We start from the raw sequence: 24,978 nt of genomic DNA on the forward strand, positions 1-24,978 counted from the left end.
CGCTATAAGTCGAGGATGCCGAAGCCGCCGTAGAGTGACACACGCCTCATCTCGGCTTCATCTCTTCAGTCCAGCCACGCCCCCGCACTTGCCGCTCCTGCTGAGCGACGGAAGAGTTCGGCAGGATGGCCGATGCCCGATCGCGAAAGGCCGCAGCCTGGCAAACCCCGCAACACGAGATTGACTATTTTTGAGTCTCATCCTTATACTAAATCGCTTTACTAAAGCGCTTTAGTATGTCAGCCTGTTGATATGGGCGTAACGAGAAAAACACCCAAGCTAGGCGATGTCGCCAAGGCCGCAGGCTTGGCGCCGGCGACCGTTTCCCGGTTTCTCAACGGCGGGATCGAATTGCCGCCTGCCACGGCCGAACGCATCCGCTCGGCAATCGCGGAGCTTGGATACCGGCCCAATCCCTATGCGCGCAGCTTGAGCCGAGGGCGAACAGACATGCTCGCCCTTGCGATTCCGGACATCCAGAACGCGTTCTTCTCGCAGCTTGCCTCAGCAGTGGACCGTTGTGCCGAGGAGCAGAACCTGAGCCTGCTTCTATGTTCCACCGCGAACAAGACGGCAAGGGAACTGGATTTCATCGAACGGCTCCGGCGCCGCTTCTTCGACGGGCTCCTGCTTGCCACCAACCATGCCGACGATGGAACGCTTGCCGAAGCGATCAACACGGCCGACAGCAACATCGTTCTGGTCGATGAGGATGTACCAGGCGCCAGAGTGGCGAAAGTTTTCTCCGACAATGAGCAAGGTGGCTTTCTCGCGGGCAGCCACATTCTCGCTGCCGGCCACAGGGCGATCGCCTATATCGGCGGCCCTCCGAAGCTCATGAGCACGGTCGAGAGGCGACAAGGGCTGTCGAACGCGATTTCCGCCTCCAGCGATGCGCGCCTCGTCTGCTGCCTGGAGCACGACTATACGCGAGAGCACGGCCGCGCAGCCATGGCAGAGATCATCGCGCATCACCGCGATGTGACCGCGGTCTTCGCCGGCAGCGACGAGATCACGCTCGGCGTTCTCGAGGTCTTGCGGGAGCACGGGCTGCGCGTTGCGTGCGACTTGTCGCTGGTGACCTTCGACGATGTGGGCCTGCTCCATCTTCTGGACCCGCCCGTCACCGCGATCAGGCAACCCACGGCCGAGATCGGGCGAAAGGCCTTCGAGCGTTTGGCAGCCGCGATCACAGGAGAAAGCGTCGAGATCGCGACCGAACGTCTGCCCGTGCGGCTGGTCGAACGGGCCTCGGTTGCGGCGCCGCGCAGGGCGTGAATGTGAAGTATCAGGCCGGTCCCCAAGTCCGGCCGAACAGGTGAAGAGGAGTTTCGAAATGACAAAGAAGGTGCTGCTGCTCGGCGAGAGCTGGATGACGTCAGCCACGCACTACAAGGGGTTCGACCAGTTCGGCAGCGTGACCTTCCATCTGGGCGCCGAGGATCTCGTGAAATCGCTCGAAGGCACTGAGTTCGAGCTGACTTACATGCCAAGCCACGACGCAGCCGAAAAGCTGCCCTTCGAGATGAGCAGCCTCGACGCCTTTGATGCGATCATGATCTCCGACATCGGGGCCAATTCGCTGCTCCTGCACCCCGATGTCTGGCTCCACGGCAAGCCGGTTCCCAACAGGCTGAAGCTGATCCGCGAATGGACGCGCAATGGCGGCGGTCTCATGATGATCGGCGGCTATCTCAGCTTCCAGGGCATCGACGGGAAAGCGCGCTGGCGCAGGACACCGGTAGAAGAGGCCCTGCCGGTGGAATGCCTTCCCTATGACGACCGCCTCGAGGTTCCTGAAGGCTATCGCGCGAAAATCCTGAAGGCGGATCACCCGATCCTGGCCGGGCTCGAGGGTGAATGGCCGCTTCTGCTGGGCGCCAATGAAGTGGTGGTGAAGCAGTCGGACGGTGTCGAGGTCCTGGCGACCCTGCCCGATGAAGAAGGCGGACACCCGCTGCTCGTCACCGGCCGGTTCGGCAAGGGGCGAACGCTCGCCTGGATGTCCGATATTGGCCACCACTGGCTGCCGGAGGATTTCAGAAACTGGGCCGGCTACGGCATCTTCTGGAGGAACTGCCTGTCCTGGCTGACGGCTTCCTCCGAGAGCGGCACCCGCTGATCGAAGGAGAAGCCCTTGCCTGCTCCCCTCCTCACCGCGCGCGACATCACCAAGCGTTTCGGGGCGCTCACGGCTCTGCAGAGTGTCGATCTCGACATCAGGGCCGGTGAGGTCCTCGCCCTCCTCGGTGACAACGGAGCGGGAAAATCGACCTTCATCAAGATCCTTGCCGGCGCCCACACGCAGACGGAGGGAGAACTGCGCATGGAAGGGCGGCTCGTCTCCTTCTCCTCCCCCAAGGATGCGGCGGAAGCAGGTATCGCCACGATCTTCCAGGAGCTTGCGCTTTCGGAAAACCTCTCCATCTCAGAGAACGTGTTTCTCGGGCGTGAGCTGACCCACCGCGTTGTCGGCCTTCCGATGCTGCGCCGCCGCGCCATGCGCGAACGCGTCGCCGAACTGCTCGAGGAACTCGACGCGCATATTTCCGACCCGACCGCGCCCGTCGGGTCGCTCTCCGGCGGCCAAAGGCAGGCCGTGGCGATCTGTCGGGCGCTCAATCTCAATGCCAAGCTCGTCATCATGGACGAGCCGACGGCCGCGCTCGCCGTGGCCGAGACCCGCAAGGTACTCGCGCTCACGCGGCGGCTCGCCGAGCGCGGATGCGCGGTCGTGCTCATCAGCCACAATATCTCCGATGTCTTCGAGGTCGCCGACCGGATGGTCGTCTTCAGGCGTGGCCGGAAGATCGCCGAGCGCGAGCGCGCGGCGACGAATCCCGAGGAGATCGTCTCCTTCATAACGGGCGCGCATCCTGACGTACGGGCGCTCGAACAAGCCAATCAATAAGCGTGCGTCAAACCTCAGAGGAGTAACCGCAGTGATGTTGAAGTTCCTGAAAATACTGGTCTCGGCCTCCGCCCTTGCCGTTCTTTCGACCGGCGCCCTCGCCCAGGACAAGCCGCGCGTCGCCTTCGTACCGCAGCTCGTGGGCATCCCCTACTTCAATGCCATGGAAGAAGGCGGCAACCGGGCTGCCGAAGAACTCGGCGTCGAGTTCATCTATTCCGGCCCCGTCGACACCAACCCGATCGACCAGTTGCAAATCGTTCAAAACCTGATCGCGCAGGGCGTGGAGGCGATCTCCGTCAGCGTGCTGGATGCATCGAGCATCGCGCCGGTCGTTGAGCAGGCGCGGCAGCAGAACATCCATATCTACACCAGCGACAGCGATGCGCCCGACAGCGGACGCGCCGTCTACGTGGCACAAGCGACCGACCAGGGTCTCGGCTATACGATCATCGACGAGCTCGTGTCGCGCGTCGACGAGGACGCGAAGATCGGCATCGTATCCGGCGAGGCGACGGCTTCCAACCTCAATGCCTGGATCGGCTTCATGCAGGAACGGGTGGCCGAGCGCTACCCGAACGTGACGCTGCTCGAGCCGCAATTCGCCGGCGGCACCGCCCAGCGTGCGGCTCAGATCGCGACGGACATGATGGCCTCCAACCCGGACCTGAAGGGCATCGTCGCCGTCGCCTCCACCACCTGCCCCGGCGTTGCGCAGGCCATCGAGACCTCCAACAAGATCGGCGAGGTCGTGGGTACCGGCTATTGCAGCCCGAACACCGCCCGCTCCTACATCAAGAGCGGTGCTTTCGGCTTCTCCGTCCTGTGGGATCCCGCACAGCTCGGCTATCTCACGGTCTGGGCGGGCAAGCAGCTCATCGACGGAAAGGGCTTCGAGGCGGAGAATACGGTTCCTGGCTTTGACGAGCCGGTTACCTACGACGCCGAGACGGGCGTTCTCCTCCTGGGCGCTCCGGCCGTCTTCACGGCGGAGAACGTCGACAATTTCGACTTCTGAAGCGCCTGAGATGAACCTGCGCAGCATGCCCGCGCTCAGCAGCCGCGAAGTCACCCTCGCGGCTGCATGTTTGGCGGCCATCCTGATCTTCTGGCTCGTTTCGCCTCACTTCGGAACGGTTGCCAACCTGTCCACGATCCTGCGCAACAGCGTGGAACTCCTGCTGATCGGGCTCGGCATGACACTTCTGCTGGCGATGGGTGGCATCGACGTGTCTGTCGGGGTGGCCATGGGGCTCGCCGCCATCGCCGTCGGCCAGGTGCTCGCGGGCAATGGCCCGACGGCGGCGGCCGCACTTGCGGGTCCTTTGACCGGAGCAGCCCTCGGCATCATCACCGCTTCCGTGGTCGTGCTTGGCCGCATACCGCCCATCGTCGCGACCCTCGGCCTGTTCGGCGTCTTCCGGACAGCGATTTTTCTCTGGCTCGGCGGACAATGGCTCTCCGGCCTGCCGACGGACCTCACCGCGCTGGTATCCACCCACATCCTTGGTGTTCCGCTGACCGCGTGGATCATAGCGGCAGCCTATCTGGCCACCTGGTTTGCGCTGCGGCGCACGCCTTTCGGACCGCACCTCCTGGCGATCGGAAACTCTGAAGCCAAGGCGCGACTCTCCGGCATATCGGTCAGAAAAGTCCAATTCTCCGCCTTCGTGATCAGCGGAGCCCTCTGCGGGCTTGCGGCCACTTTCTATGTCGCAACCTATCGCAATGTGGAAATGACGATCGGAAGCACTCTGGCGCTTGAGGCCATCGCTGCAGTGGTGCTCGGAGGAACGAGCATCCTGGGCGGCCGCTGCAGCCTTGTCGGCACGGTCCTCGGCGTCCTCCTCATCCGCATTCTCCAGAACGGGCTCCTTCTCGTCGGCGTCCCGTCGCTTTGGCAGACCGTGGTGACCGGCGGGCTGCTCCTCGCGGTCCTGTGCCTCGATGCCTTTTCCGGGCGGCTGAGCCTCCCGGTCCCCGGACGGAGGCCCGCATGAGCGTGTTCCTCACAACCTGGCGCGCCCAGCCCGTGCTGGTCGTCCTCGCCCTCCTGTGGGTGGTGCTGCTTGCGGCGATCGCACTCCTTCAGCCGCAGATTCTGAATTCCCATACCTTCACCAGCATCCTTCAATTCGCGTCCATCCTGGCGCTGGTGTCGCTCGGCCAGTCCCTCATCATCCTGGCCGGCGGCGCAGGCATCGACCTTTCGGTCGGCGGCAACGTGTCGCTGTCCGCCGTTCTGACGATGATGGCGATCGCTGGTGGCCTCGACGGTGCCTGGATGCCGGCGCTGTGCGTGGCAATCGGCGGTGCGCTGGGCCTTGCCAACGGCATCCTGGTCACGCGACTCGGCTTCTACCCACTGATCGTGACGCTGGGTACTTTTTACGTCTATTCCGGCGTCGCGCTGGCGCTCACCGGCGGCGCCGCCATTCCCGGAGTGCCCGCATGGTCCCTGCCCTGGGGGCGCGGCTCCCTGGGACCAGTCCCATGGCCTTTCCTGACGCTCGTGCTGCCCGGCTTCCTCCTGGCATTCCTGGTCTTGTCCTTCACCTCGTGGGGCCGCTGGATATACGCCATGGGGTTCAACGAGCGCTCCGCACGCCTCGTCGGGATTCCGGTCGATCGCGTCCGCGTGCTGCTCTACACGCTGGGCGGCATGCTCAGTGGGCTTGCCGCACTCATCTCTCTGGCTTGGCTCGGCAGTGCCCGGCCCAATGTCGGCGTCAATCTCGAACTGGAGTCGCTGACAGCCGCAATGCTCGGCGGCGTCGCCATCTTCGGCGGAAGGGGCCATGTGTTCGGCGTTTTCGCCGCGGTGGTCCTTCTGGTCACACTCAAGACCGCCATGCTGCAGATGGGCTTCAACACGGTGCTGCAGGTCGGCGTCGTGGGTCTGCTCCTCATCCTGGTCCTGCTCGCCGACCGCTTGTCTCAAACCCGGGGGTAGAAATGCCTGACGCTCAGAAGATTGCCCGCTATGTCGAAGACAATGCGCAGCGGATTGTCGAAACGCTCTGTGACCTCATTTCCTTCCCGTCGATCGTCATGAGCGATCCGACCAAGGCCGGTCCCGGCGAACGAGACTGCCAGCTCTATCTGGAAAAGCGCTTGAAGAAGATCGGCATGGAAACCGACCTGTGGGAACCCGACGGCCCCGCCCTCTACGAGAAATATGCCGGCCGCCCCGGCGCCAACAAGGGCAGGACGTTCGAGGGTCGCCCCAATCTCGGCGGCATTCTGCGCGGTACCGGCGGCGGGCGCTCGATCATGCTCACGGGTCATATCGATGTCGTACCCCCCGGCCCTCGGGAGCATTGGCGCACCGATCCGTTCAGGCCGGAAGTGATCGACGGCTTCGTGCGCGGGCGCGGCGCCGTGGACATGAAAGGCGGTGTGGCCTCGATGCTGATGGCCGTGGAACTGCTCGGGGAAATGGGCGTGGAGCTTGCCGGCGACGTGGTCTTCACGACCGTCGTCGACGAGGAGATCGGCGGCATGGGTTCGCTCGCCATGGTCGATCGCGGCTTCAAGGCCGATGCCGGCATCATGACGGAACCGACCGCGAACCGCATCGCGCCACTCTGCCACGGCATCCTCTGGGGCAGGATCATCATCGACGGCATCGGCGGACATGCCGAGCTCACGCCCAATGCATGGTATTCCAGCGGACCGGTCGATGCGGTTCAACTGTGCCGACAGATGCTCGGCGGCATAGACATCCTCAACCGACGCTGGCAGTTCGATCCCAGGAAGAACCACCCGCTGATGGACCTTCCGAACCAGATCATCGTCACCCAGGTCAATGCCGGCGAGCACCCTTCATCCATGGCCGGCCGCGCCGAGATCATCATCGACGTGCAGTATCTGCCGAGCGAAAAGGATGCACTCGGCCTTGGCGGCAACGTCAAGCGGGAGGTGGAGGAGCACGTCGCGTTCGTCTGCCAGGCCGATCCCTATCTGCGCGAGCACCCGGCTCGGGTCGAATGGATTCTCGATGCCGACTGCGCGGAGGTTTCCGCCGACCATCCCTTTGTCGAGACCTTCCAGCAGGCGGTTGCCGATGTCTCCCTTTCGCCAAAACTGTCCGGGTTCGGCGCCCACAGCGATATCGGCCTTCCCACGACACTCGGCCAGACGCCGACGGTCAACTTTGGGCCAGGCGATCCGACCCAGGCGCATCAGCCGAACGAGCGTGTGTCGGTCGAAGACCTCGTGGCCTGCACCAAGGCCATCGCTTTGGCGATCTGCAAGTGGAGCACGGAACCCAAAGCATCATGAGCCAGTGGCAGGCATTCTCGACGGGCAACGTCGCGTTCGGTTTGGATCCGGAAGCCGTGGCGCTGCGGGTTTGAGCCTTCTACCGGCTGGCGGGCATACCCCAGCCTCATCAACCCCGGGACAGCAACAGCGGCTCTGAGCAGTCGCGTATCGTTGCAAAGCCGACCGCCTGTTCCGCAGGTATCGCTTTGGAAAACAGGAAGCCCTGCGCCGTCTTGCAGCCGAGCGCCCGCAGCAACTGTTGGTCGGCCTTTCTCTCCACGCCCTCGGCGACAACGTCTATCCCAAGTGCTCTTCCAACGTCGATCACCGCCTTGACCAAGAGTTGATCCTCCCGGGATTCAGCCAGGCCACAAACGAATTCCTTGTCGATTTTGACCTTGCTTATCCGTCGGTCCTTGAGCGACGCCAAGGTGGAGAAGCCGGTACCGAAGTCGTCGAGCGCGATTGAAATACCAGCGTGTGAGAGGCGCCCCAGCTTCTCGTCCGCCCTTTCCCTGTCTACCGGGGCCTCTTCAGTGATCTCAATCTCGAACATCGCCGCAGGGAGGCCCCTCGCCTTCAGGCCATCCAGTATCATGTCATCGATATGGCCTGCGTCCAGTTCGCGTGGGGATACATTCATGGCGACACGAATTTCACGACGGCCAGAAGCCGCCAAACCATCGATGAGAGCGCAACAGCCCGCAAAGACGGTCTCGGTGAGCAGATGCAGAGTTCCGGTCTCGCGTGCTGCCGCCACGATCTCAGGTGGAGAGATGGCACCGTGCACCGGATGCGACCACCTCAGCAAAGCTTCGAAACCGATCACGATTTCGGTCTCGATATTTATGATGGGCTGGAACCAGGGGCGGAGGTCTCCCGCCTCTATCGCGGACCGCAGATCACGTTCGATGGATTGCCGGCGCTCGAGTTCGCGCTCAAGATGACTGTCGAAGAAACAATACTCGTTCCTTCCCCGCCGTTTGGCCGCATAGAGGGCAACATCGGCTCGCGACAGCATCCGCGTCAGTTCCGGCTGGGCAGACTGGTAGATGCCCATGGATGCGCCAATCTGGACCGAGCCAGCACCGGGATAGGGTTCGGCGATGCTCGATATGATCGCGGAGGCAAGAGCAGCGGGAGAAACCGATTGTGCCCCCAACGAAAACAGAAGCACGAACTCGTCGCCGCCGATACGCGCCAATGTCGCTTTGGCGGGTGCCTTCCCCTTTATTCGATAAGCAATGCTGACGAGCAGTTCATCTCCGACCTTATGGCCATAAGTATCATTCACGGACTTGAAGCCATCCAGGTCGATCAACATGGCGACAAAGGGGCCGTCGGTCTTCTGAAGCCGCTCGATGGCATGTTCGAGACCCCGCCGGTTGAGGAGACCGGTAAGGTGATCCTCCCTGGAAATCCGTTCCATTTCCATCGCGGCTTGCTCCGCCTCGTGCTTGAGACGACTCGCCTCGCGAAAACGGGCTTGCCCGATAAGCGAGCCGCGAACCAGACCTCCCAGAAAGAGGAGCACCGCAAAGGTCAGAATGTAGTTCTCGAAACTTCCCCTGGCCAACAGGCAACCTGCAAGGATCAGGAGTGGCGGCGTAATGAAGTTGATCGACAGCTTGGCATAGGAATTGCCATAGGTGACAGCGCCGGCCGAAATTCCGGCGAGGATGATGAGGTGGAGCGACGACTGCGGCATCGCATAGCCGTTTGTCAGGACGGCGAGAAACGACCAGGCAAACCCGGACAGAAGTGCGAGGATGCTGTACAGGCGAAGCCGCCGTGAAACCGACTTCAGGCCGCCTTCGAAATTTGCGTTCCCCTCCTCCGGCCGAGACAGCGCGAGCACGATCCGCGCGCCGTTTATGCCATTCACGACCAAAAACCAGATTGCAGCGGAAAACGTGTCGCCGGAAAGAACCTGCACAATCAGGATCAGGCTCGACAATGCGACGCTTATCGGCATCGACACGAAGAGACCGCTCCTCAGATCAGCAAACTGATCATGGAGGATCCTGGCTTCGAGAGAGTCTTTCCGGGCAATCATTGATGACCAGCTTGCTTCGCATTTAGCGCAAACTGAAGCAGGCGCGCTGAATGACCGGTTAACGACTTCTGCGGTGTATCAACTCTTCTGGCCGAGGGGGAGCGCAATCATCTCGTCGTGGCGAGCGCCCAATCCGCATTCAATGCCGCATCGCCGGGCCGGCTGCTGTGGCTGTCGCGCGTTCTTGCGGTGGACGATCCTCTCCCCGCGGTTCTCGGAACACTGTCATGCGGCCGTTACGAGAGCAGACTAGGAAGCCCTCTTCGCCGCATTCAGCGCGGCTGATAGCCGTCACACAACTACCAAGAGGTTTCACAATGCGCGCTCTTCTCACCGCCCTGCTCGTTGCGGCAGGCATGACGCCGGCCTTCGCGCTGGACGGAACGCTCGTTCTCTACACCAGCCAGCCCAACACCGACGCACAGCAGACCGCCGACGCCTTCATGACGAAATATCCCGGCGTGACGGTGGAGTGGGTGCGTGACGGCACGCCACGCATCATGGCCAAGCTCGCCGCGGAGATCGAAGCGGGAGATCCGCAACCCGATGTGCTCCTGATCGCAGACATCGTCACAATGGAGGGTCTCAAGGCCGAAGGCCGGCTGCTTCCTTTTCCGGAAGCCGAAATCGAGGGTATCGACGAGACTCTGGTCGACACGGACAGGACCTACTTCCCGACCAAGCTGATCACGACCGGGATCGTCTACCACACCAATGCTCCGCTTGTGCCGACGAGTTGGCTCGACCTGACCAAGCCGGAGACGAAGGGTCTGCTGGCGATGCCCAGCCCGCTGACGTCGGGCGCCGCGATGATCCATACCGTGACGCTGACCAGCAATCTCGAGGAGGGCTGGGACTACTACGCCGCGCTCGCCGAAAACGGTGCTCAGGCGTCCGGCGGCAATGGCGACGTGCTGAAGGCGGTCAGCGGGGGCGAGAAACTCTACGGCATGATCGTGGACTTCATGCCGATCCGCGAAAAGGCAAAGGGGGCCCCTGTCGAGTTCGTGTTCCCGAAGGAAGGCGTCTCAGCCGTCACCGAGCCGGTCGCGATCCTCTCCACCGCCAAGAATCCGGAAGCCGCCAAGGCCTTCGTGAACTTTCTCCTCTCCGAGGAAGGGCAGAAGCTCGCCGTGGGGCAGGGTTATATTCCGGCGCGCGCCGATGCGGGCCTGCCGGAAGGCTACCCGGATCGCTCGGCGATCAAAGTGCTTGATTACGATGCCGAGGCTGCCCTCAAGGACGACATGGCCAACAAGGAACGCTTCACCGACGTGATGGGCCAGTAGGAAGCCTCGGCGGTCCACCGCCGCCGGCATTGTGAATGTCTTCGCTTCCCGACTCTCTTCCAGGGCGCCCCGCATTCCAGCCTTTGAGCAGGTTGCGGGGCACACGCTCGTGGAGAACCGCAGGGCCAGGCTTGGCAGGTCTGGTGGTGATCGCGGTGATCGCGCTGTTGAGCCTGCTGCCGACCGGAAGGCTGCTTCTCGCGGCCATCGCACCCGGCGGCGAGCTGGATCTCACCACCTTCCTGGACAGGCTGGGGAAACCCTCCACGCTCCGGGCGGCCTGGAACACGCTCGACACTGCATTCCTGGGAGCCGTGCTCGCCGTCGCGATCGGCGCACCATTCGCCGTCGCCGTCGCACTTACCGATCTGCCGTCGCGAAAGACATTGGGTTTCCTGCTCCTGCTGCCGCTCATCATCGCGCCACAGGTCATGGCACTTTCGTGGCTGCACCTGACCGGCCCTTCAAGCACGCTTCTGAACCTTCTCGGTGTGGCACCTCCCCCCGGAACCCCCAACCCGATGCTCGGCCGAGGCGGCATCATCCTTCTTTACGGCATACAGCACGCACCCATCGTCTTTGTGACGCTGCGCGCCGGCCTCGTCGGCATCCCTGGTGATCTGGTCGAGGCGGCCCGGGCATCCGGCGCGGGAGCGACGAGGGCTTTTCTGACAATTGTCGCGCCGCTCATGCGGCCCTGGCTGGCCGCGGCCGGAGCGCTCGCCTTCGTGTCCGGGATCGGGAATTTCGGCATCCCCGCGCTGCTCGGCTTACCGGTAAACTACCTGACCCTTTCGACGCTGATCTATCGCCAGATGTCGAGCTTCGGCCCGGGCGTGCTTCCGCAGATGGCGAGCCTTTCAGTGCTGATCGCCATGCTGGCGCTGGTGGGCATCGCCATGCAGGGTGTCGCTTTGCGAGGGCATCGCGCACGCTACGCCACCGGCAAGGCGACACGGTTTGCGCTCGGTCGCTGGCGCGTTCCGCTGACCGCCGTCTGTTGGGCGATGCTGACGGCGATACTCCTGCTGCCGGGGTTGGCACTGGTGACGACTTCCGTCGTGCCGGCCTTCGGCGTTCCGCTGACATTCCAGACCTTCACGCTCGTCAATTTCGAAGAAGTGCTGATGCGGCAGGCCTCGACAATGCGCGCATTCCGGAATTCCGCTTCGCTTGCCGGCGCCGCCGCCCTTATCCTCTCGCTGGGCACAATACCCGTGGCCATGGTGATGGAGCGCTTCAGCACACGCAACCGCAAGCTCCTTCACGCGACCGCCGAATTGCCCTACGCGCTGCCCGGTGTCGTGCTGGCGATCGCCTGCATCCTCCTTTTCCTGCGCCCCCTGCCGCTCATCGGCAGTCTTTATGCGACAGCATGGATCATCCTGATCGCATATCTGATGCGGTTCCTGATTCTTGCCATGAAGCCGGTTGCGAGCGCAGTTGCACAGATCCCTCCGGAACTCGACGAAGCGGCAGCCGTCTTCGGCGCGTCACCGCTTCGCCGGATCCTTTCCATCAGCGCCCCGCTGGCGGCGCCCGCGGCAGTAGCCGGTGCACTGCTTGTGTTCATGAGCGCGTTCAATGAACTGACCGTCTCAGCCCTGTTGTGGTCCAGCGGCAACGAGACGCTCGGGGTCGTTCTCTTCAGCCTGGAAGAAGCCGGCCTCGCCACCCATGCGGCTGCGATAGCGGTCGCGACCGTCGTGGTGGTCGTCGCTCTTCTCGCGGCGCTCGACAGGCTCGCGGGCAGACTGCCGTCAGGCGTGCTGCCCTGGCGCTGAGCTATGGCGCCGGGACGACCCATGCGTCGGTGACTGCCACATGCATCATGCAACCGACCGGCGGCGCATCCACGCAATCGAGGACCACACTGTGATCTGATCCGGATATCTGCAGACGCACTTCGTGGACAGGCCCTCGATAGATCGACGAAATCACCCTCGCCTGCATGCCTTCGGCGGCAAGCTTCAGCCCTTCCGGGCGCAAAAGCACACACGCGCGCCCCCTTCGCGCCGTGTCGGTGGTGCGGGCGGCAAACCGGTGTCCGGCAACCTCCAGCATCGCCAGACCACCGGACGTCCCCACCAACTCACCTTCGAGAATGGTGCTGCGGCCAACGAAACCCGCTACCTTCTCGTGCACCGGGGAACCGTAGATCTCCGTCGGCGGTGCGATCTGGAGGATGCGCCCGCCATCCATGACGGCGATGCGATCCGAAAGTGCGAGCGCTTCGGCCTGGTCGTGGGTGACGTAGATCATCGTCGCGCCCGTTCTGCGATGGATGCCGCGAAACACCTCCACCATTGCGGCGCGCAGATGCATGTCCAGATTGGCAAGCGGCTCATCGAACAGGATGATCTTCGATTCCGCGATCAGGCACCGTGCAAGGGCGACGCGCTGTCGCTGACCTCCCGAAAGCTCTTCGATGCGCCGTGTCCCGTACCCATCAAGCCCGACGGTCGCCAGCACGTCACGAACCCGCCTCCCCCGCTCGGATCTCGCGACTCCTCTGGCGGTCAACGCATAGGCGACATTACCCTCGACATCCATATGCGGCCATAGCGCATAGGACTGGAACACCACACCCACACCACGCCTTTCCGGCGGCACCTGGCTCGAAGGATCCGCGATCGTCTCGCCATCGAACATCACGCGCCCCCCATCGGGCGGCTCGAATCCTGCCACCAGGCGCAGCAGCGTTGTCTTGCCGCATCCCGAAGGGCCAAGCAGGGAGGTGAACGAGCCCGCCGGGAAATCGAGGGAGATGTCGTCGAGCGCGACCGTTCTTCCGAAACGGCGCGTCATTTCTTCAAGCCGAATATCGATCATGGCGGTTCTCTGCCACCGCTCCATGACAGAATGATTGCAGCATCGTCGAATACGACAAAGCCTTCGGGCGGGTGACGATATGGTGGACCTCGTGACAAAACCGCTACTCCTCCACCTAGAGCCTTTCAGGTTTTGACGGAAGCGTATCCTGCATTGACGAAGTAGTTGCTGCATTCACTGGGCTGGATTAAGGAGACGAGGCCGCCGATGTGCCGCCATGTCTCCTCGATGGTCCGCTTCTGAGCCGCGCGCATCCAATGCTTGATCTTGGCGAAGGCCTGCTCGATCGGATTGAGGTCGGGCGAGTATGGGGGCAGATACCAGAGCCTTGCGCCGGCGGCTTTGATCATCTGCCGGACGGCGGCCGACTTGTGCGAGCCGAGATTGTCCATGACGACGATGTCGCCCGGTTCAAGCACCGGCACGAGCTGCTGCTCGACATAGGCGCGGAAGCACTGGCCGTTGATCGGTCCATCGAAGACGCAAGGCGCCGTCAGCCGGTCATGGCGCAAAGCGCCGAGGAAGGTCAGCGTGCGCCAGTGGCCGTGCGGGGCAAAGCCGCGCAGGCGCTTGCCGCGTGGTCCCCAGCCCCGCAGCGGCGCCATGTTGGTCTTGATCCAGGTCTCGTCGATGAACACCAGCCGTGTCGGATCGAGACCGGACTGCCAAGAACGCCAGCGTTGCCGCCGGCGGGCGATGTCGGCACGAGCCTGCTCAAGGGCGAACAGCGTTTTTTGAACCGAAGCCCCTCGCGGCGCAGGAACCGCCACACCGTATCGTGCGACACCTTCACGCCGCGCGCCGCCAGCTCTTCCTTCAGCTTGTGCAGCGACAGATGCGGCGTCTGGCTGATCCGCTCGGCGATGAAGGCACGGTGCGGCTCCAGCACGCGCTTGCGGTGCCCGCCCATCTTGCCCGGCGCCACAGACCCGCTCGCACGGTAGCGCTGAGACCACTTCACCGCCGACGAGACGGCAACGCCGAAACGAGCCGCCACCGACCGGCAGCTCTCGCCGGCCTCGACCGCCCCAACAACACGTTCACGCAGATCATTCGAAAGAGGTCGCGTCATCCCATGCTGGCCTCCACTCCAGCCAGCATCTTGAATCACAAAACCTCCGAAATCGGAATCCCCCTTCGATTCAGACACAACCGGAACCGCTCTAGTACGACTCGGACTGGTTGAAGCAGAACGACATCGATATCGGGCCTTGTCGGGACGTGCTCGAAACCTTCCTGGACACCGGCGAATTCAACGCGGCACGCTTGTTCGCGGATCGCGCATGGAGCTTTTTGCAGGCGGAGCCGTCTACGGCATCGATCATGCCTTCAAAGGCGCAAATGCTCCTCCCGAAATGGCTGGCAACAGGCCGAGAGTGCGGCCTATCTCGCGCCAGCTCACCTCGCTGGCAGCCAGCAGAAGCCGCCCCTCGGTCATCGATGGACGATAGCCAATCCCTGGCAGGATGGCGGCGTGACCGCCTGCCTCCTGATGAATGAGATGGCCGGCCACATGATCCCACGGTTGCAGCGAAGCGTTCATGACGAAGTCGATGCTCCCCTGGGCCAGAAGCCGGTATTCGTAGGCCGAACACCGGTAGTTCGTCACCCGCCGAAAGGCCGGCAGGTTGGGTGCGATCACGGCCTGCTCATGCGGTGCCAGCTGCGGCAGGCAGACCACGCCCGACATGTCGGCAATCGGCCGCGGCGGAGCAACTTCCAGCCGGCGGCGTGCGCCATCCGGGGCGACATGCCAGGCTCCGCCGCCACGCCGCGCGAGGATGAAATCGGCGGTCAAGGGATAGTGGATGAGGCCGGCAATCGGTTCATCGCCCACCACCAAGCCAACCATCATGCCGAAGATCGGTAGGCCATTGGCAAAGTTCCACGTGCCGTCGACCGGATCGATGACGATCGCAAGCGGGGCTGCACCGATCCGGCCAAGCCGATCCGGATCGGAAGAAACAGCTTCCTCGCCGATCACGGTCGCGCCGGGGAAGCGACGGGCAAGCGCCTCCGAAAGCATGCGCTCGGCACCGAGATCAGCATCCGTCACCAGGTCGTCGGCGGTCGTCTTGGCTCGCACCTCACCGCTTTGAAGCCTCAGGAACCGAGGCAGTACCTCCTCGAGCGCCGCCGCCCGCATGTCGGCCATCACCGATTCCAGGTCTGCATCGGAAATTGGCGTCAACGGCCGGTCTCCCGAAGATAGGACTGAAGCGCCTCGGGCGCGTCGGTCTGGATGACGCTGACGCCCGCATCAATGAGTCGCCCCCAAACTTGGGTAGGATCGGCAAGAGCAGCACTGTCCGTCAAGCCGCAGCAGGAAACCGGATCGAGCGTGTTGACCCAGATCGCGATGCGGGCATCGGCAAAGCGCAGTTTGCGCTCGGCAATGGTTTCGATCCTGTCGAACTTGGTTTCGCACATGAAGGGCGCCATGGCCTCAAGCACGTCGGTCAGCTCCGCCGCGTTGCCGTTCGCAAAGCGCGCCATGGCCATGAAAGGCACGCCGCGCATGTCCCCCATCCCGGCGAGCCATTGCCGCGCCTCGGAGCTGTCCACGCGCGCCTTGACGTCCACCTGGGACCCCATGCCCATATCCACCACGTCTGTTATGACGCGCGGCATCAGATCGCGGTCCTTCAAATCCAGATCCACGAAGATGCGCCCTCGCGCGACCTCCAGCGCCTCGCGCAAAGTCGGGATGGTGGCACTCGTCGTCGCCCGCCCTTCCCCACCATCGGCCTCGCGCAGGCGGATGGCCTTCAGCTCCGCGATCCCGAGGCGTTCGGCCACCTCTGCGCGGCCCGCCATGCGCTCGAGCGTCTCGTCATGCATCAGGAACAGGTGCCCGTCGGCGCTTTGCCTGACGTCGATCTCGACAATCTCATAACCCGCCGCAATGGCATTCTCGATGGCCTCAACGCTGTTTTCGGATGCGGCATGCCACGCGCCGCGATGGGCCGCGATGGCGCATCCCCGCTTGGGATCAGCGATGAAGTCGACGTAGTCAGACATGTTCTTCCTTTCTTGCCCCGATATCCTCGAAGGCATTGCGAATGGCCCGGCCGCTTCCGGGCTCGAAAAGATGCAGGCGGTGGCGCGGCAGGACGATGAAGAGATGGCGGCTCTCGTCGAGATCGCTGCCGAAAGGCAGGGTGACGCGCAGCTCAGCCCCGCCGTCCAGGCGCACGGTGACGACATTGTGCGAACCCAGGTCCTCGCGATGGACGAGCGTGACGGGGATGCCGTCCGGGAGGCGGGCGCCAAGCGTGACGTCCTCGGGGCGGATCCCCAAGCGGAAGTCACCACGCCGGGATGAGGGGACAAGCAGCGGCCCATCGGGCACCCGGAGCCCGGTGCCGTTGCCGGTGACGGACAGGATGTTCATGGGCGGGGCGCCTATGAACCGCGCGACGAACTCGGAAGCGGGGCGATGATAGATCTCCCTCGGCGTGTCGAATTGCTCGATGCGGCCCTTGTTCAGGACAAGAATGCGGTCGGCCAGGGTCATGGCCTCGACCTGATCGTGCGTGACGAACACGGTCGTTGCGCCGATCCGCCGGTGCAGCTCGGCAAGCTCAATGCGCATGTCATGGCGCAATTGCGCGTCGAGATTGCTGAGCGGCTCGTCGAAAAGCAGCACCGAGGGCTCGCGCACGATGGCCCGGCCGATGGCCACGCGCTGGCGCTGGCCGCCCGAAAGCTGGCTCGGCTTGCGGTCGAGCAGGTCGGTAAGCCCGAGCATCTTGGCCACGCGCCCGACACGCTCGCTCTGCTCGACCTCGGAGAGACCGGCAACCTTGAGGCTGTAGGCAATATTCCTGAAGACGCTCATATGCGGATAGAGCGCATAGTTCTGGAAAACCATGGCGCAGCCGCGATGCTTGGGCTCCAAGTCCTGCACCTCACGTTCGCCGAAGCGGATGGTGCCCCCGCTCACGGGCTCCAGGCCCGCGATCATGTTCAGGAGCGTGGATTTGCCGCAGCCCGACGGGCCGAGGATCACAGTGAACTCGCCGCCCGCCATCTCGGCGCTCAATTCGGGAATGACAACCGTGCCGTCATAGGACTTGGTCAATCCGGCGAGCGATATGCCGGCCGCACGAGATGCTTGCGCCATTCTCATTTCTCCGAAAGGGCCAGGCCGCGCACGATCCGGCGCTGGGTCAGGGCGATCAGCACCAGCGGGATCACGGTGACCATGATCGCGCCGGTCATTTCGAGGGGGTAGTTGGGAATGTCTTCCTCCATGCCCGGTCCCAGCCGCGCCAGGCCGACGACGGCCGTCTGCATCTCGGGCGAGGAGGCAGCCACCAGCGGCCACATGTAATCCACCCATCCGCCGATGAAGAAATAGATGAAGAGGCTCACGAGGGGGCCCTTCGACAGCGGCAGGAGCATGTCCGTCATGAAGCGCAGCGGTCCTGCCCCATCCATCGTCGCCGCCCGGGCGAGATCACGCGGCAGCGTCTTGAAGAACTGCACCAGGATCAGCGTGCCGGCGCCCTGCGCCATCAACGGCAGGGCGATGCCCGCATAGCTGTCCAGCGCATTCAGTTGCAGGTCAAGCGGCGTACCGAAGAGTACGGTCCAGAGCCCGCCCATATTGGCGACCGCGTTCAGCGGCAGAGCCACGTTGGATGCCACCTGATAGACGGTGATAACCCTCAGTTCGATCGGCAACATGATCGAGGCGACGACCGCCGCATAGACCAGCGGCACGTATCGCGTCCTGAAGAAGACGACCGCATAGGCGGTGGTGAAGGCGAGAAAGCATTTGCCGCCCGAGACCAGCGTCGCCACGATCACGCTGTTCATGATCTGCCGGGGCAGGTCCGTCAGCGACCAGACGGCGGCCACGTTGTCCCACAAGTGAAGTCCCGGCCGCAGCGAGAAATTGTTGCGCAGGAAGTCCTGGTAGCTCTGGGTGGCGGTGATCGCCACGAAGGCCAGCGGCAGAAGCACGAACACCGAACCCAGGAGGAGCAGGATCGTCGCGGCACGATCGATCGAACGCGTGTTTTCAATCATCAATTTAGCGCTCGTATTGCACGCGTTTTTCGAGAAGGAGATATTGCAGGGCGGTGATACCGGCGACGACGACCATCAGCATCGCCGTTTGCGTTGCCGCGCCTGAAAGATCGTAGGCTTTGAAGCCGTCCACATAGATCTTGTAGACCAGCATGTTGGTGGCACCGCCCGGTCCGCCCTGGGTCATGGTGTCGATGAGGCCGAAAGAGCCGGACAGGCTGTCGGCCACCTCCAGCACCAGCGCGACGAAGAGTTGCGGCGTCAGAAGCGGTAGCTGGATGTCCCAAAGCCGCCGCCACGGGCCGGCGCCGTCCATCGCCGCCGCCTTGTGCAACGTCTCGGGCATGGCCTGCAGGCCCGTCAGCAGGATGATGAAGGTGAAGGGGATCGCCGACCAGATGTTGGCGATATAGATCATGATCCATGTGTGCATCGGATTGATGCGCGGGTTCCAGATACCCGGAAAGACCTCGTTCAGGGGCGCAAGCAAGCCCAGGAACGGGTTGAAGATGAACAGGAAGATCACGCCCACCGAAGCGGTTGCCACGGCCTTGGGCCAGATCAGGAGATTGCGTGCCAGCGGGGAAAGACGCACCGCCCGGTCAGCAGCCAGTGCGAGGATCAGGGCCACAAGGATCGAACTGCCGGAGGCGAGCAGCATGTACACCACCGTGCGCCGCAGTGCGCCCCAGAATTCCTGATCCGCCAGAACGCGCTGGAAATTCGCCCAGCCCACGAATTGCGAGCCCCCGCCGAACGGACGCTCCAGATGAAAGGACCAGAAGAAGGCCAGGAAAACCGGCAGGTAGAAAAAGAGAAACATGACCAGCAATTGCGGGCTCGCCAGCCAGAAAGGCAGCCAGCGATTGCGGAAGAAGGCATTTCTCATCCAGTGCCCCTCAAGAAGGTGGCCGGCGCGGGCGCGCCGGCCAGGGAGTCGCGTGCTCAGTTCAGGCTGGCGCCTTGGTAGGTCTGCTCGAAACGGCGCAGAAGTTCATCGCCGCGCGCCTTGGCGCGGTCGAGCGCTTCCTGCATCGTCTGGTCGCCGTTGAACGCCTTCTGGGCCTCTTCCATGAAGATGTCGCGGAATTGCACATAGAATCCGAGGCGGATGCCGCGGCTGTCCTCGGTCGCCGGCTGGTTCATCGTGTCGATGCCGACCGAGGCAGTGGCGAATTCCGGCGCGTCGGCTTTGCCGCTGGCCTTGAGTGCCTCAAGCGCATCGAGGGTGACCGGAACGTAGCCGGTGGCCGCGGTGAAGGCGAGTTGCTGTTCAGGCTGGCGAAGGAAATCGAGGAAGGCTTTGGCCGCCTCGATTTCGGCTTCCTCATGGCCCTTCATCACCCAGATCGAGGCGCCGCCGACCAGCGTGTTGTGACGGTCGTGGCCCTCATACATCGGCGCCATGGTGACCGTAATCTCGTACTGATCGCCGAAAGCCGCCTTGGCCGCCGCATAGGAACCGGACGACCCTTCCATCATCGCGCATTCGCCGGAATTGAACGCCGCAGCATAGTCGCCAGCCTTGGTGTCGGGATTGAGCCTGACCAGCCCCTCCCCGCGCCATGAGGCGAGATTGGTCAGATGTTCGGCAATGAGTCCCCGGTTGAAGATGTATTCGGCGTCGAGCCCGTCATAGCCGTTGTGCTTCGACGCGATGGGCAGACCGTGGCGGGCGGCGAACTGCTCAAGCACGCGCCAGGGATGGGCGTCGGTTACGAAAGGGCAATCATGCCCCGCCTCCTTGAGCTTGCGGGCGGCGGCGATCACCTCCTCCCAGGTGCTCGGCGTCTCGTTGATGCCGGCTTCTTCGAGTTGGGTCTTGTTGGTGTAGAAGAGAAGCGTGGAGGAATTATAGGGCTGCGAAAACAGCCGCCCGTCAGAGGTTTCGTAATAGGCACGGGCGCCGGCGATGTAGCCGTCCCAGTCGATGTCGGGCATGAGTTCCTCTACGGGCACCACCGCACCGGAGAGCATCAGGTCAAGCGTGCCGGCGTCGAAGAACTGGATGAGCAGGGGGTGCTGGCCTGAACGGTAGGCGGCAATCGCCTTCTGCATGCCCACCTCGTAGCCTCCCTGGCCGACGCAGATCACCTCGTGCTCGCTCTGGGCAGCGTTGAAAGCCTCGCAGGCGTCGAGAATGGCCGTCTCGACATTGCCCGTGTTGCCGTACCAGAATTCGATCTCGGCCCCATGCGCCAGGCCGGCAGCCGTCATGAGTGCGGCCGAGAGGACCGCGGTTTTCGGGAATGGCATTTCGTTCTCCTGTTCCTCAGAAGGGGGATAAGCCGAAATTCTGGCGTCTGCAGATGACGCACGTCACTACTTACACTTTACGTGTAACAAATATGTGACGGACGACGACATCGACTTCTCAGAGGAGCTTCATCAGAAGTGCATAATCGCCGCGAAGCTGGAAATTACTACACACTCCCAGTAACTATCCGGGCCATGATGGAGGCGACGCATGAGCTACGATCCCGAGGCGCTGATCGCGCGGCACTTCCTGCGCGAAACCGAAAACGGGGTGGCCTCCCCCAATGAGCGGGCCATCCTGCGCCTCATCTGGCGCAATCCTGGCATTTCCCGCTCCGAGATTACGGCCCATGTGGACCTCACACAGCAGTCTGTCTACCGCATCATCGACCAGCTGACGGAACGCGGGATGCTGCTGCTGGGAGCGCCGAAGCCCGGCCGCGGGCAGCCCAGCCCTACACTCCGGCCCAATGGCGCCTTTGCCTACTCGGTGGGCATTTCAGTCAACACCGACATCATCGGCATCTGCCTCATCGACATGGCCGGGAGCGTTCTGGCGCAAAGCACGGTGCCGCTCGCCGGCGAGCCGATGGGCCAGTCGCTCGACCGAGTGCACGAGCACGTGACCGAGCAGCGGCGAAAACTCGGCCTCACCCGTGAGGCCTGGCTTGGCGTCGGCTTCGCCATTGCCGGCTATCATGTGGGCGGCACGCGCTACAACGCCCCCCTCCCCCTCCATGAATGGTCTCTGATCGAGCTTGGGCCGCTGCTTGCCGAGCGCTTCGGCAAGCCCGTGTGGGTGCACAACGGCGCCAATACGGGAGCGATCGCCGAAGCCATGTTCGGGGCGGGCCGCCACGTGCGGCACCTTGCCTATCTCTCCTTCAATTACGGCTTCGGCGGCGGGTTGATCCACGAGGGAGAACTGCTTCTGGGCGGCAACGGCAATGCCGGTGAGTTCAGCGGCATCTATGACGAGGAGGAAAACAAACGCCGGCCGGCGCTGCAATATCTGATCGAGCGCCTGCGCGAGAACGGCGTGGACGTGCCTTCGATCAGCTATATGCGGCAGCATTTCGAGGCCAACTGGCCGGGTGTTGCGCAATGGGTGGATGAGGTCACACCGGCCTATATCCGGCTGATCAATGCCATTTACGCGATCTTCGATCCGCAGGCGATCGTCTTCGGGGGGCAGGTGCCGCCCGATCTCGCCCATATGCTGATCGCACGCACGCGGATTTTCGGCAGCCCCCGCTATGGCGTGCCGCGCCCCTTTCCGAAGCTCATCGTCAGCGAGATCAAAGGGGATGCTTCCGCTCTCGGCGCCGCCGTCGCACCATTCAAGGCGGTGTTGTACTAGCAGGGATACGAACGGCAATCGCACAACAGCAGGGGCACCCGGCCAGGAATCGCCAAGCTCACCGCAGCTCGCGGCGAGACCGAAACTGCCCACCATCCGGAAGGCTCGCATCGCCGCCAACCTGCAGTCAACGCATAAGCAGAATTGCTGGGGCTGCGAGCACAAGTGTTCGGCTTCCGGAACCGACTTTGGCCGTCATCGTTCTTGCACCAGCAGTTTTTGTCGAAGTAGCGGCGCACCGTTCGCCATCCATAGGCGATGGGCAACATGTGTCGGAGGGTCAATGCCCGTTATCGGCTTTCACGCCTCGCATGAGCAGATCGACCCGAAGTCACTGCTCGATGCGGTTAAGCTGGCAGAGTCCGCGGGCTTCCGCGCTGCGATGTCGTCGGATCACTTCTCGCCCTGGAGCGAGCGACAGGGCCAGTCCGGCTTCGCCTGGTCCTGGCTTGGTGCCGGTTTGCAAGCCACATCCCTGTCTTTCGGCGTGGTCACCGCGCCTGGCCAGCGTTACCATCCGGCGATCGTTGCTCAGGCCGCCGCCACACTGTGCCAGATGTTCCCCGGCCGCTTTTGGCTGGCATGCGGCACCGGTGAAGCCTCGAACGAGCACATCACGGGAGACCGTTGGCCTCCAAAGCCCGTCCGCAATGACCGACTGGCCGAATGCGTCGCGGTCATGCGTGCATTGTTCGCAGGTGAGACCGTGAGCCATGATGGGCTCATCAAAGTGGACCGAGCCAGGCTCTGGAGCCTGCCAGACGAGACGCCCCGGCTGATAGGCGCAGCCGTAAGCGTGGAGACCGCGCGATGGGCCGCGAGCTGGGCCGATGGTCTGATCACCGTCAACCAGTCGCACGAGCATCTGCAACGAATGATCGACGCATTCCACGAGGGCGGCGGAGAGGGGAAACCTCTCTACCTCCAGGTCCACCTCGCCTATGCCCACAGCGAGAATGCAGCGCTCGACCTTGCCTACGAGCAGTGGCGTTCGAACATCTTTGCGCCACCGGTCTGCTGGGACTTGGAACTGCCGCAGCATTTCGACGAAGCCTCGCGCTTCGTGCGAAAGGAAGACATGCGTGGGAGCGTCTTGATCTCGTCGGATCCGAACCGCTTCGTCGATTGGATCGGCGGCTTCGCCGATCTCGGCTTCGACGGGATTTACCTCCACCACGTCGGCGTGGAGCAGCGGGATTTCATCGAAGAGTTCGGTTCCCGGGTGCTTCCCGCCTTCGCCAAGGGATGAACGTCGATGGATATCAGCCGCACGAGCGACGTCTGGTGGAAGAACGCGGTCTTCTATTGCCTGGACGTAGAGACCTTCCAGGACGGGAACGGAGACGGCATCGGCGACTTCGTGGGGCTGGCGAGGCAGGTCGACTATCTGGCCGGTCTCGGGGTCACCTGCCTCTGGCTGATGCCGTTCTATCCCAGCCCGAACCGCGACGATGGCTACGACATCATCGACTATTATTCGGTCGATCCGCTTCTGGGCAACATGGGCGAGTTCGTTGAATTCGTACGCACCGCGCGCGACCGTGGCATGCGCGTGATCGCGGACCTGGTGGTGAACCACACGTCCAAGGAACATCCATGGTTCAAGTCCGCGCGATCGGACCGCAACTCACCCTACCGGGACTGGTACATCTGGAGCGACGAGATCCCCGAGGGCGGCCCCAGCGACCTCGTCTTCCCCGACAAGGAAAACAGCAATTGGGAATGGGACGAGGAGGCGGGCCAATATTACCTGCATCGCTTCTACAAGCACCAGCCGGACCTCAACATCGCCAATCCCAAGGTGCGCGAGGAGATCCGCAGGATTGTCGGCTTCTGGCTCGAGATCGGCCTTTCCGGCTTTCGCGTCGATGCAGTCCCCTTTCTCCTCGAGACCTCGGGGATAGAGCGCCCGATGGAGATCGCGCCACACGACTGGCTGCGCGATCTTCGCAGCTTTCTCGGGCGCCGGCGCGGCGATGCCGTACTCTTGGGCGAGGTCAATCTCGAATATGAAGCCGTGCGCCGCTTCTTCGGAGACGAGAGCGGCGACGAACTGCACATGTGCCTCAACTTCAACCTCAACCAGGCGCTGGCGCTCGTGCGCGAGGATGCGGGGGCGCTGGTCCATAATTTGCGGGCCATGCCGTCGCTACCAGCCGACGCGGCATGGGCCAACTTCATCCGCAATCATGACGAGTGGTCGCTTGACAAACTGACGGAGGCGGAACGGCAGGAGGTCTTCCGCGCGTTCGGCCCGAAGGAGGATATGCAGCTTTTCGGCCGAGGCCTCCGCCGCCGGCTTCCGACAATGCTAAACGGCAATCAGGCGCGCATACGTATGGCCTACAGCTTGGCCTTTGCGCTGCCGGGAGCGCCGGTTCTGTTCTATGGCGAGGAAATCGGCATGGCGGAAAACCTGGAGATTCCCGGCCGCATGAGCGTGCGCGCGCCGATGCAGTGGACGACGGGCCCAAATGGCGGGTTTTCAACAGCGCCACCCGACGAGCTGTGCCGGCCCGTGGTCGAGAGCAAACGGTGGGGTCCGCCCAAGGTCAACGTCGCCGACCAGCAGCGCGACGGCGATTCGCTCCTGAACTGGATGGAGCACCTGATCCGCCGGCGACGCGAAACGCCGGAGATCGTCTTCGGGGCCTGGAGCCTGGTGCCGGTGCCCCAAGCCGCGATCCTGGCGCTGCGGCATGATTGGGGAGAGCGCTCCGTCCTCACGATCCACAATCTGAGCGGCAAATCCCACCGGATCTCTTTCAATCCCGGTCAGGTTGCCTCGCACGGTCTCGTCGATCTCTTCGGCGACGGCAGCTTTGCCGTCGAGAAGGATGGAACCGTCACCATCGAGGTGGGAGGCTACGACTACAGATGGTTTCGCATTCCGCGTACCGACGCGGACACTCCCGCCTGAGAAGGCGGCTGCAAAGCTGCGTTTCCGCCGCGTTGGGCGATGCCTCGCCCG

General features: G+C 63.2%; 21 protein-coding genes. 12 read left to right on the plus strand and 9 right to left on the minus strand.

Annotation, left to right across the window (positions count from 1 at the left end; translation table 11 throughout):
• Positions 1–306: 306 nt before the first annotated feature.
• Genes PVE73_RS18320 through PVE73_RS18350 form a run of 7 tightly spaced genes read left to right on the plus strand, consistent with a single transcriptional unit; the run spans position 307 to position 7,195 of the window.
• Positions 307–1,278 (plus strand): LacI family DNA-binding transcriptional regulator, encoded by a 972-nt coding sequence (locus PVE73_RS18320; RefSeq protein ID WP_277363616.1) that lies wholly within the window; start codon positions 307–309, stop codon positions 1,276–1,278.
• A 58-nt stretch (positions 1,279–1,336) separates the two neighbouring features.
• Complete coding sequence (locus PVE73_RS18325) at positions 1,337–2,122, plus strand: glutamine amidotransferase (protein WP_277363617.1); 786 nt, start codon at positions 1,337–1,339, stop codon at positions 2,120–2,122.
• Between the two features lie 15 nt (positions 2,123–2,137).
• Positions 2,138–2,911, plus strand: coding sequence for an ATP-binding cassette domain-containing protein (locus PVE73_RS18330; RefSeq protein ID WP_277363618.1), 774 nt, complete (start codon positions 2,138–2,140; stop codon positions 2,909–2,911).
• A 34-nt stretch (positions 2,912–2,945) separates the two neighbouring features.
• Complete coding sequence (locus PVE73_RS18335; protein ID WP_277367503.1) at positions 2,946–3,929, plus strand: autoinducer 2 ABC transporter substrate-binding protein; 984 nt, start codon at positions 2,946–2,948, stop codon at positions 3,927–3,929.
• Positions 3,930–3,939: 10 nt separating this feature from the next.
• Positions 3,940–4,911, plus strand: a complete 972-nt coding sequence (locus tag PVE73_RS18340) for an ABC transporter permease (protein WP_277363619.1) — start codon at positions 3,940–3,942, stop codon at positions 4,909–4,911.
• A complete protein-coding gene (locus PVE73_RS18345) occupies positions 4,908–5,864 on the plus strand; it encodes an ABC transporter permease (RefSeq protein WP_277363620.1) in 957 nt (318 codons plus the stop codon). Before PVE73_RS18340 ends, PVE73_RS18345 begins: the two co-directional genes overlap by 4 nt.
• 2 nt (positions 5,865–5,866) lie before the next feature.
• Positions 5,867–7,195, plus strand: a complete 1,329-nt coding sequence (locus tag PVE73_RS18350) for an ArgE/DapE family deacylase (protein WP_277363621.1) — start codon at positions 5,867–5,869, stop codon at positions 7,193–7,195.
• A gap of 109 nt (positions 7,196–7,304) precedes the next feature.
• Here PVE73_RS18350 and PVE73_RS18355 read toward each other — a convergent pair whose 3' ends face one another.
• A complete protein-coding gene (locus PVE73_RS18355; protein ID WP_277367504.1) occupies positions 7,305–9,152 on the minus strand; it encodes an EAL domain-containing protein in 1,848 nt (615 codons plus the stop codon).
• Between the two features lie 398 nt (positions 9,153–9,550).
• Between PVE73_RS18355 and PVE73_RS18360 the strand changes: the two genes are divergently transcribed.
• Together PVE73_RS18360 and PVE73_RS18365 are read left to right on the plus strand one after the other, a co-directional pair.
• Positions 9,551–10,522 carry an ABC transporter substrate-binding protein gene (locus PVE73_RS18360; RefSeq protein WP_277363622.1) on the plus strand — a complete coding sequence of 324 codons (972 nt, stop codon included), beginning with the start codon at positions 9,551–9,553 and terminating at the stop codon, positions 10,520–10,522.
• 131 nt (positions 10,523–10,653) lie between these two features.
• Positions 10,654–12,306 (plus strand): iron ABC transporter permease, encoded by a 1,653-nt coding sequence (locus PVE73_RS18365; RefSeq protein WP_277363623.1) that lies wholly within the window; start codon positions 10,654–10,656, stop codon positions 12,304–12,306.
• A gap of 1 nt (position 12,307) precedes the next feature.
• Here PVE73_RS18365 and PVE73_RS18370 read toward each other — a convergent pair whose 3' ends face one another.
• From PVE73_RS18370 to PVE73_RS18405, 8 genes are all read right to left on the minus strand, one after another.
• A complete protein-coding gene (locus PVE73_RS18370) occupies positions 12,308–13,354 on the minus strand; it encodes an ABC transporter ATP-binding protein (protein ID WP_277363624.1) in 1,047 nt (348 codons plus the stop codon).
• 125 nt (positions 13,355–13,479) lie between these two features.
• Positions 13,480–14,426, minus strand: a protein-coding gene (locus tag PVE73_RS18375; RefSeq protein ID WP_277362644.1) for an IS630 family transposase whose coding sequence is annotated in 2 segments (ribosomal slippage) — positions 13,480–14,090 and positions 14,090–14,426 — 948 coding nt in all. Because the reading frame shifts where the segments join, the coding sequence is not laid out codon by codon here.
• Positions 14,427–14,675: 249 nt separating this feature from the next.
• Complete coding sequence (locus PVE73_RS18380) at positions 14,676–15,545, minus strand: inositol monophosphatase (RefSeq protein WP_277363625.1); 870 nt, start codon at positions 15,543–15,545, stop codon at positions 14,676–14,678.
• On the minus strand, positions 15,542–16,375 hold the full coding sequence (locus PVE73_RS18385) for a glycerophosphodiester phosphodiesterase family protein (protein ID WP_277363626.1): 834 nt from the start codon (positions 16,373–16,375) through the stop codon (positions 15,542–15,544). The genes PVE73_RS18380 and PVE73_RS18385 overlap by 4 nt, the downstream gene beginning before the upstream one ends.
• Entirely contained in the window at positions 16,368–17,486 is a 1,119-nt protein-coding gene (ugpC, locus tag PVE73_RS18390; protein WP_277363627.1) for a sn-glycerol-3-phosphate ABC transporter ATP-binding protein UgpC, read from the minus strand. The genes PVE73_RS18385 and ugpC overlap by 8 nt, the downstream gene beginning before the upstream one ends.
• Complete coding sequence (locus PVE73_RS18395) at positions 17,483–18,391, minus strand: ABC transporter permease subunit (protein ID WP_277363628.1); 909 nt, start codon at positions 18,389–18,391, stop codon at positions 17,483–17,485. The genes ugpC and PVE73_RS18395 overlap by 4 nt, the downstream gene beginning before the upstream one ends.
• A 4-nt stretch (positions 18,392–18,395) precedes the next feature.
• A complete protein-coding gene (locus tag PVE73_RS18400) occupies positions 18,396–19,280 on the minus strand; it encodes a sugar ABC transporter permease (RefSeq protein WP_277363629.1) in 885 nt (294 codons plus the stop codon).
• A 56-nt stretch (positions 19,281–19,336) separates the two neighbouring features.
• Positions 19,337–20,647, minus strand: a complete 1,311-nt coding sequence (locus PVE73_RS18405; protein ID WP_277363630.1) for an extracellular solute-binding protein — start codon at positions 20,645–20,647, stop codon at positions 19,337–19,339.
• A 211-nt stretch (positions 20,648–20,858) separates the two neighbouring features.
• Here PVE73_RS18405 and PVE73_RS18410 point away from each other — a divergent pair, with 211 nt between their 5' ends.
• The 3 genes from PVE73_RS18410 (at position 20,859) to PVE73_RS18420 (ending at position 24,927) form a co-directional block, all read left to right on the plus strand.
• Positions 20,859–22,007: an ROK family transcriptional regulator gene (locus PVE73_RS18410; protein WP_277363631.1), complete on the plus strand. Its 1,149-nt coding sequence runs from the start codon at positions 20,859–20,861 to the stop codon at positions 22,005–22,007.
• Positions 22,008–22,290: 283 nt separating this feature from the next.
• The gene (locus PVE73_RS18415; RefSeq protein WP_277363632.1) at positions 22,291–23,256 is read left to right on the plus strand and encodes a TIGR03885 family FMN-dependent LLM class oxidoreductase; all 966 of its coding nucleotides are present in this window, start codon (positions 22,291–22,293) and stop codon (positions 23,254–23,256) included.
• Positions 23,257–23,262: 6 nt separating this feature from the next.
• On the plus strand, positions 23,263–24,927 hold the full coding sequence (locus tag PVE73_RS18420; RefSeq protein ID WP_277363633.1) for an alpha-amylase family protein: 1,665 nt from the start codon (positions 23,263–23,265) through the stop codon (positions 24,925–24,927).
• Positions 24,928–24,978 lie beyond the last annotated feature (51 nt).

Source organism: Chelativorans sp. AA-79, from assembly GCF_029457495.1.
GTDB lineage: Bacteria > Pseudomonadota > Alphaproteobacteria > Rhizobiales > Rhizobiaceae > Chelativorans.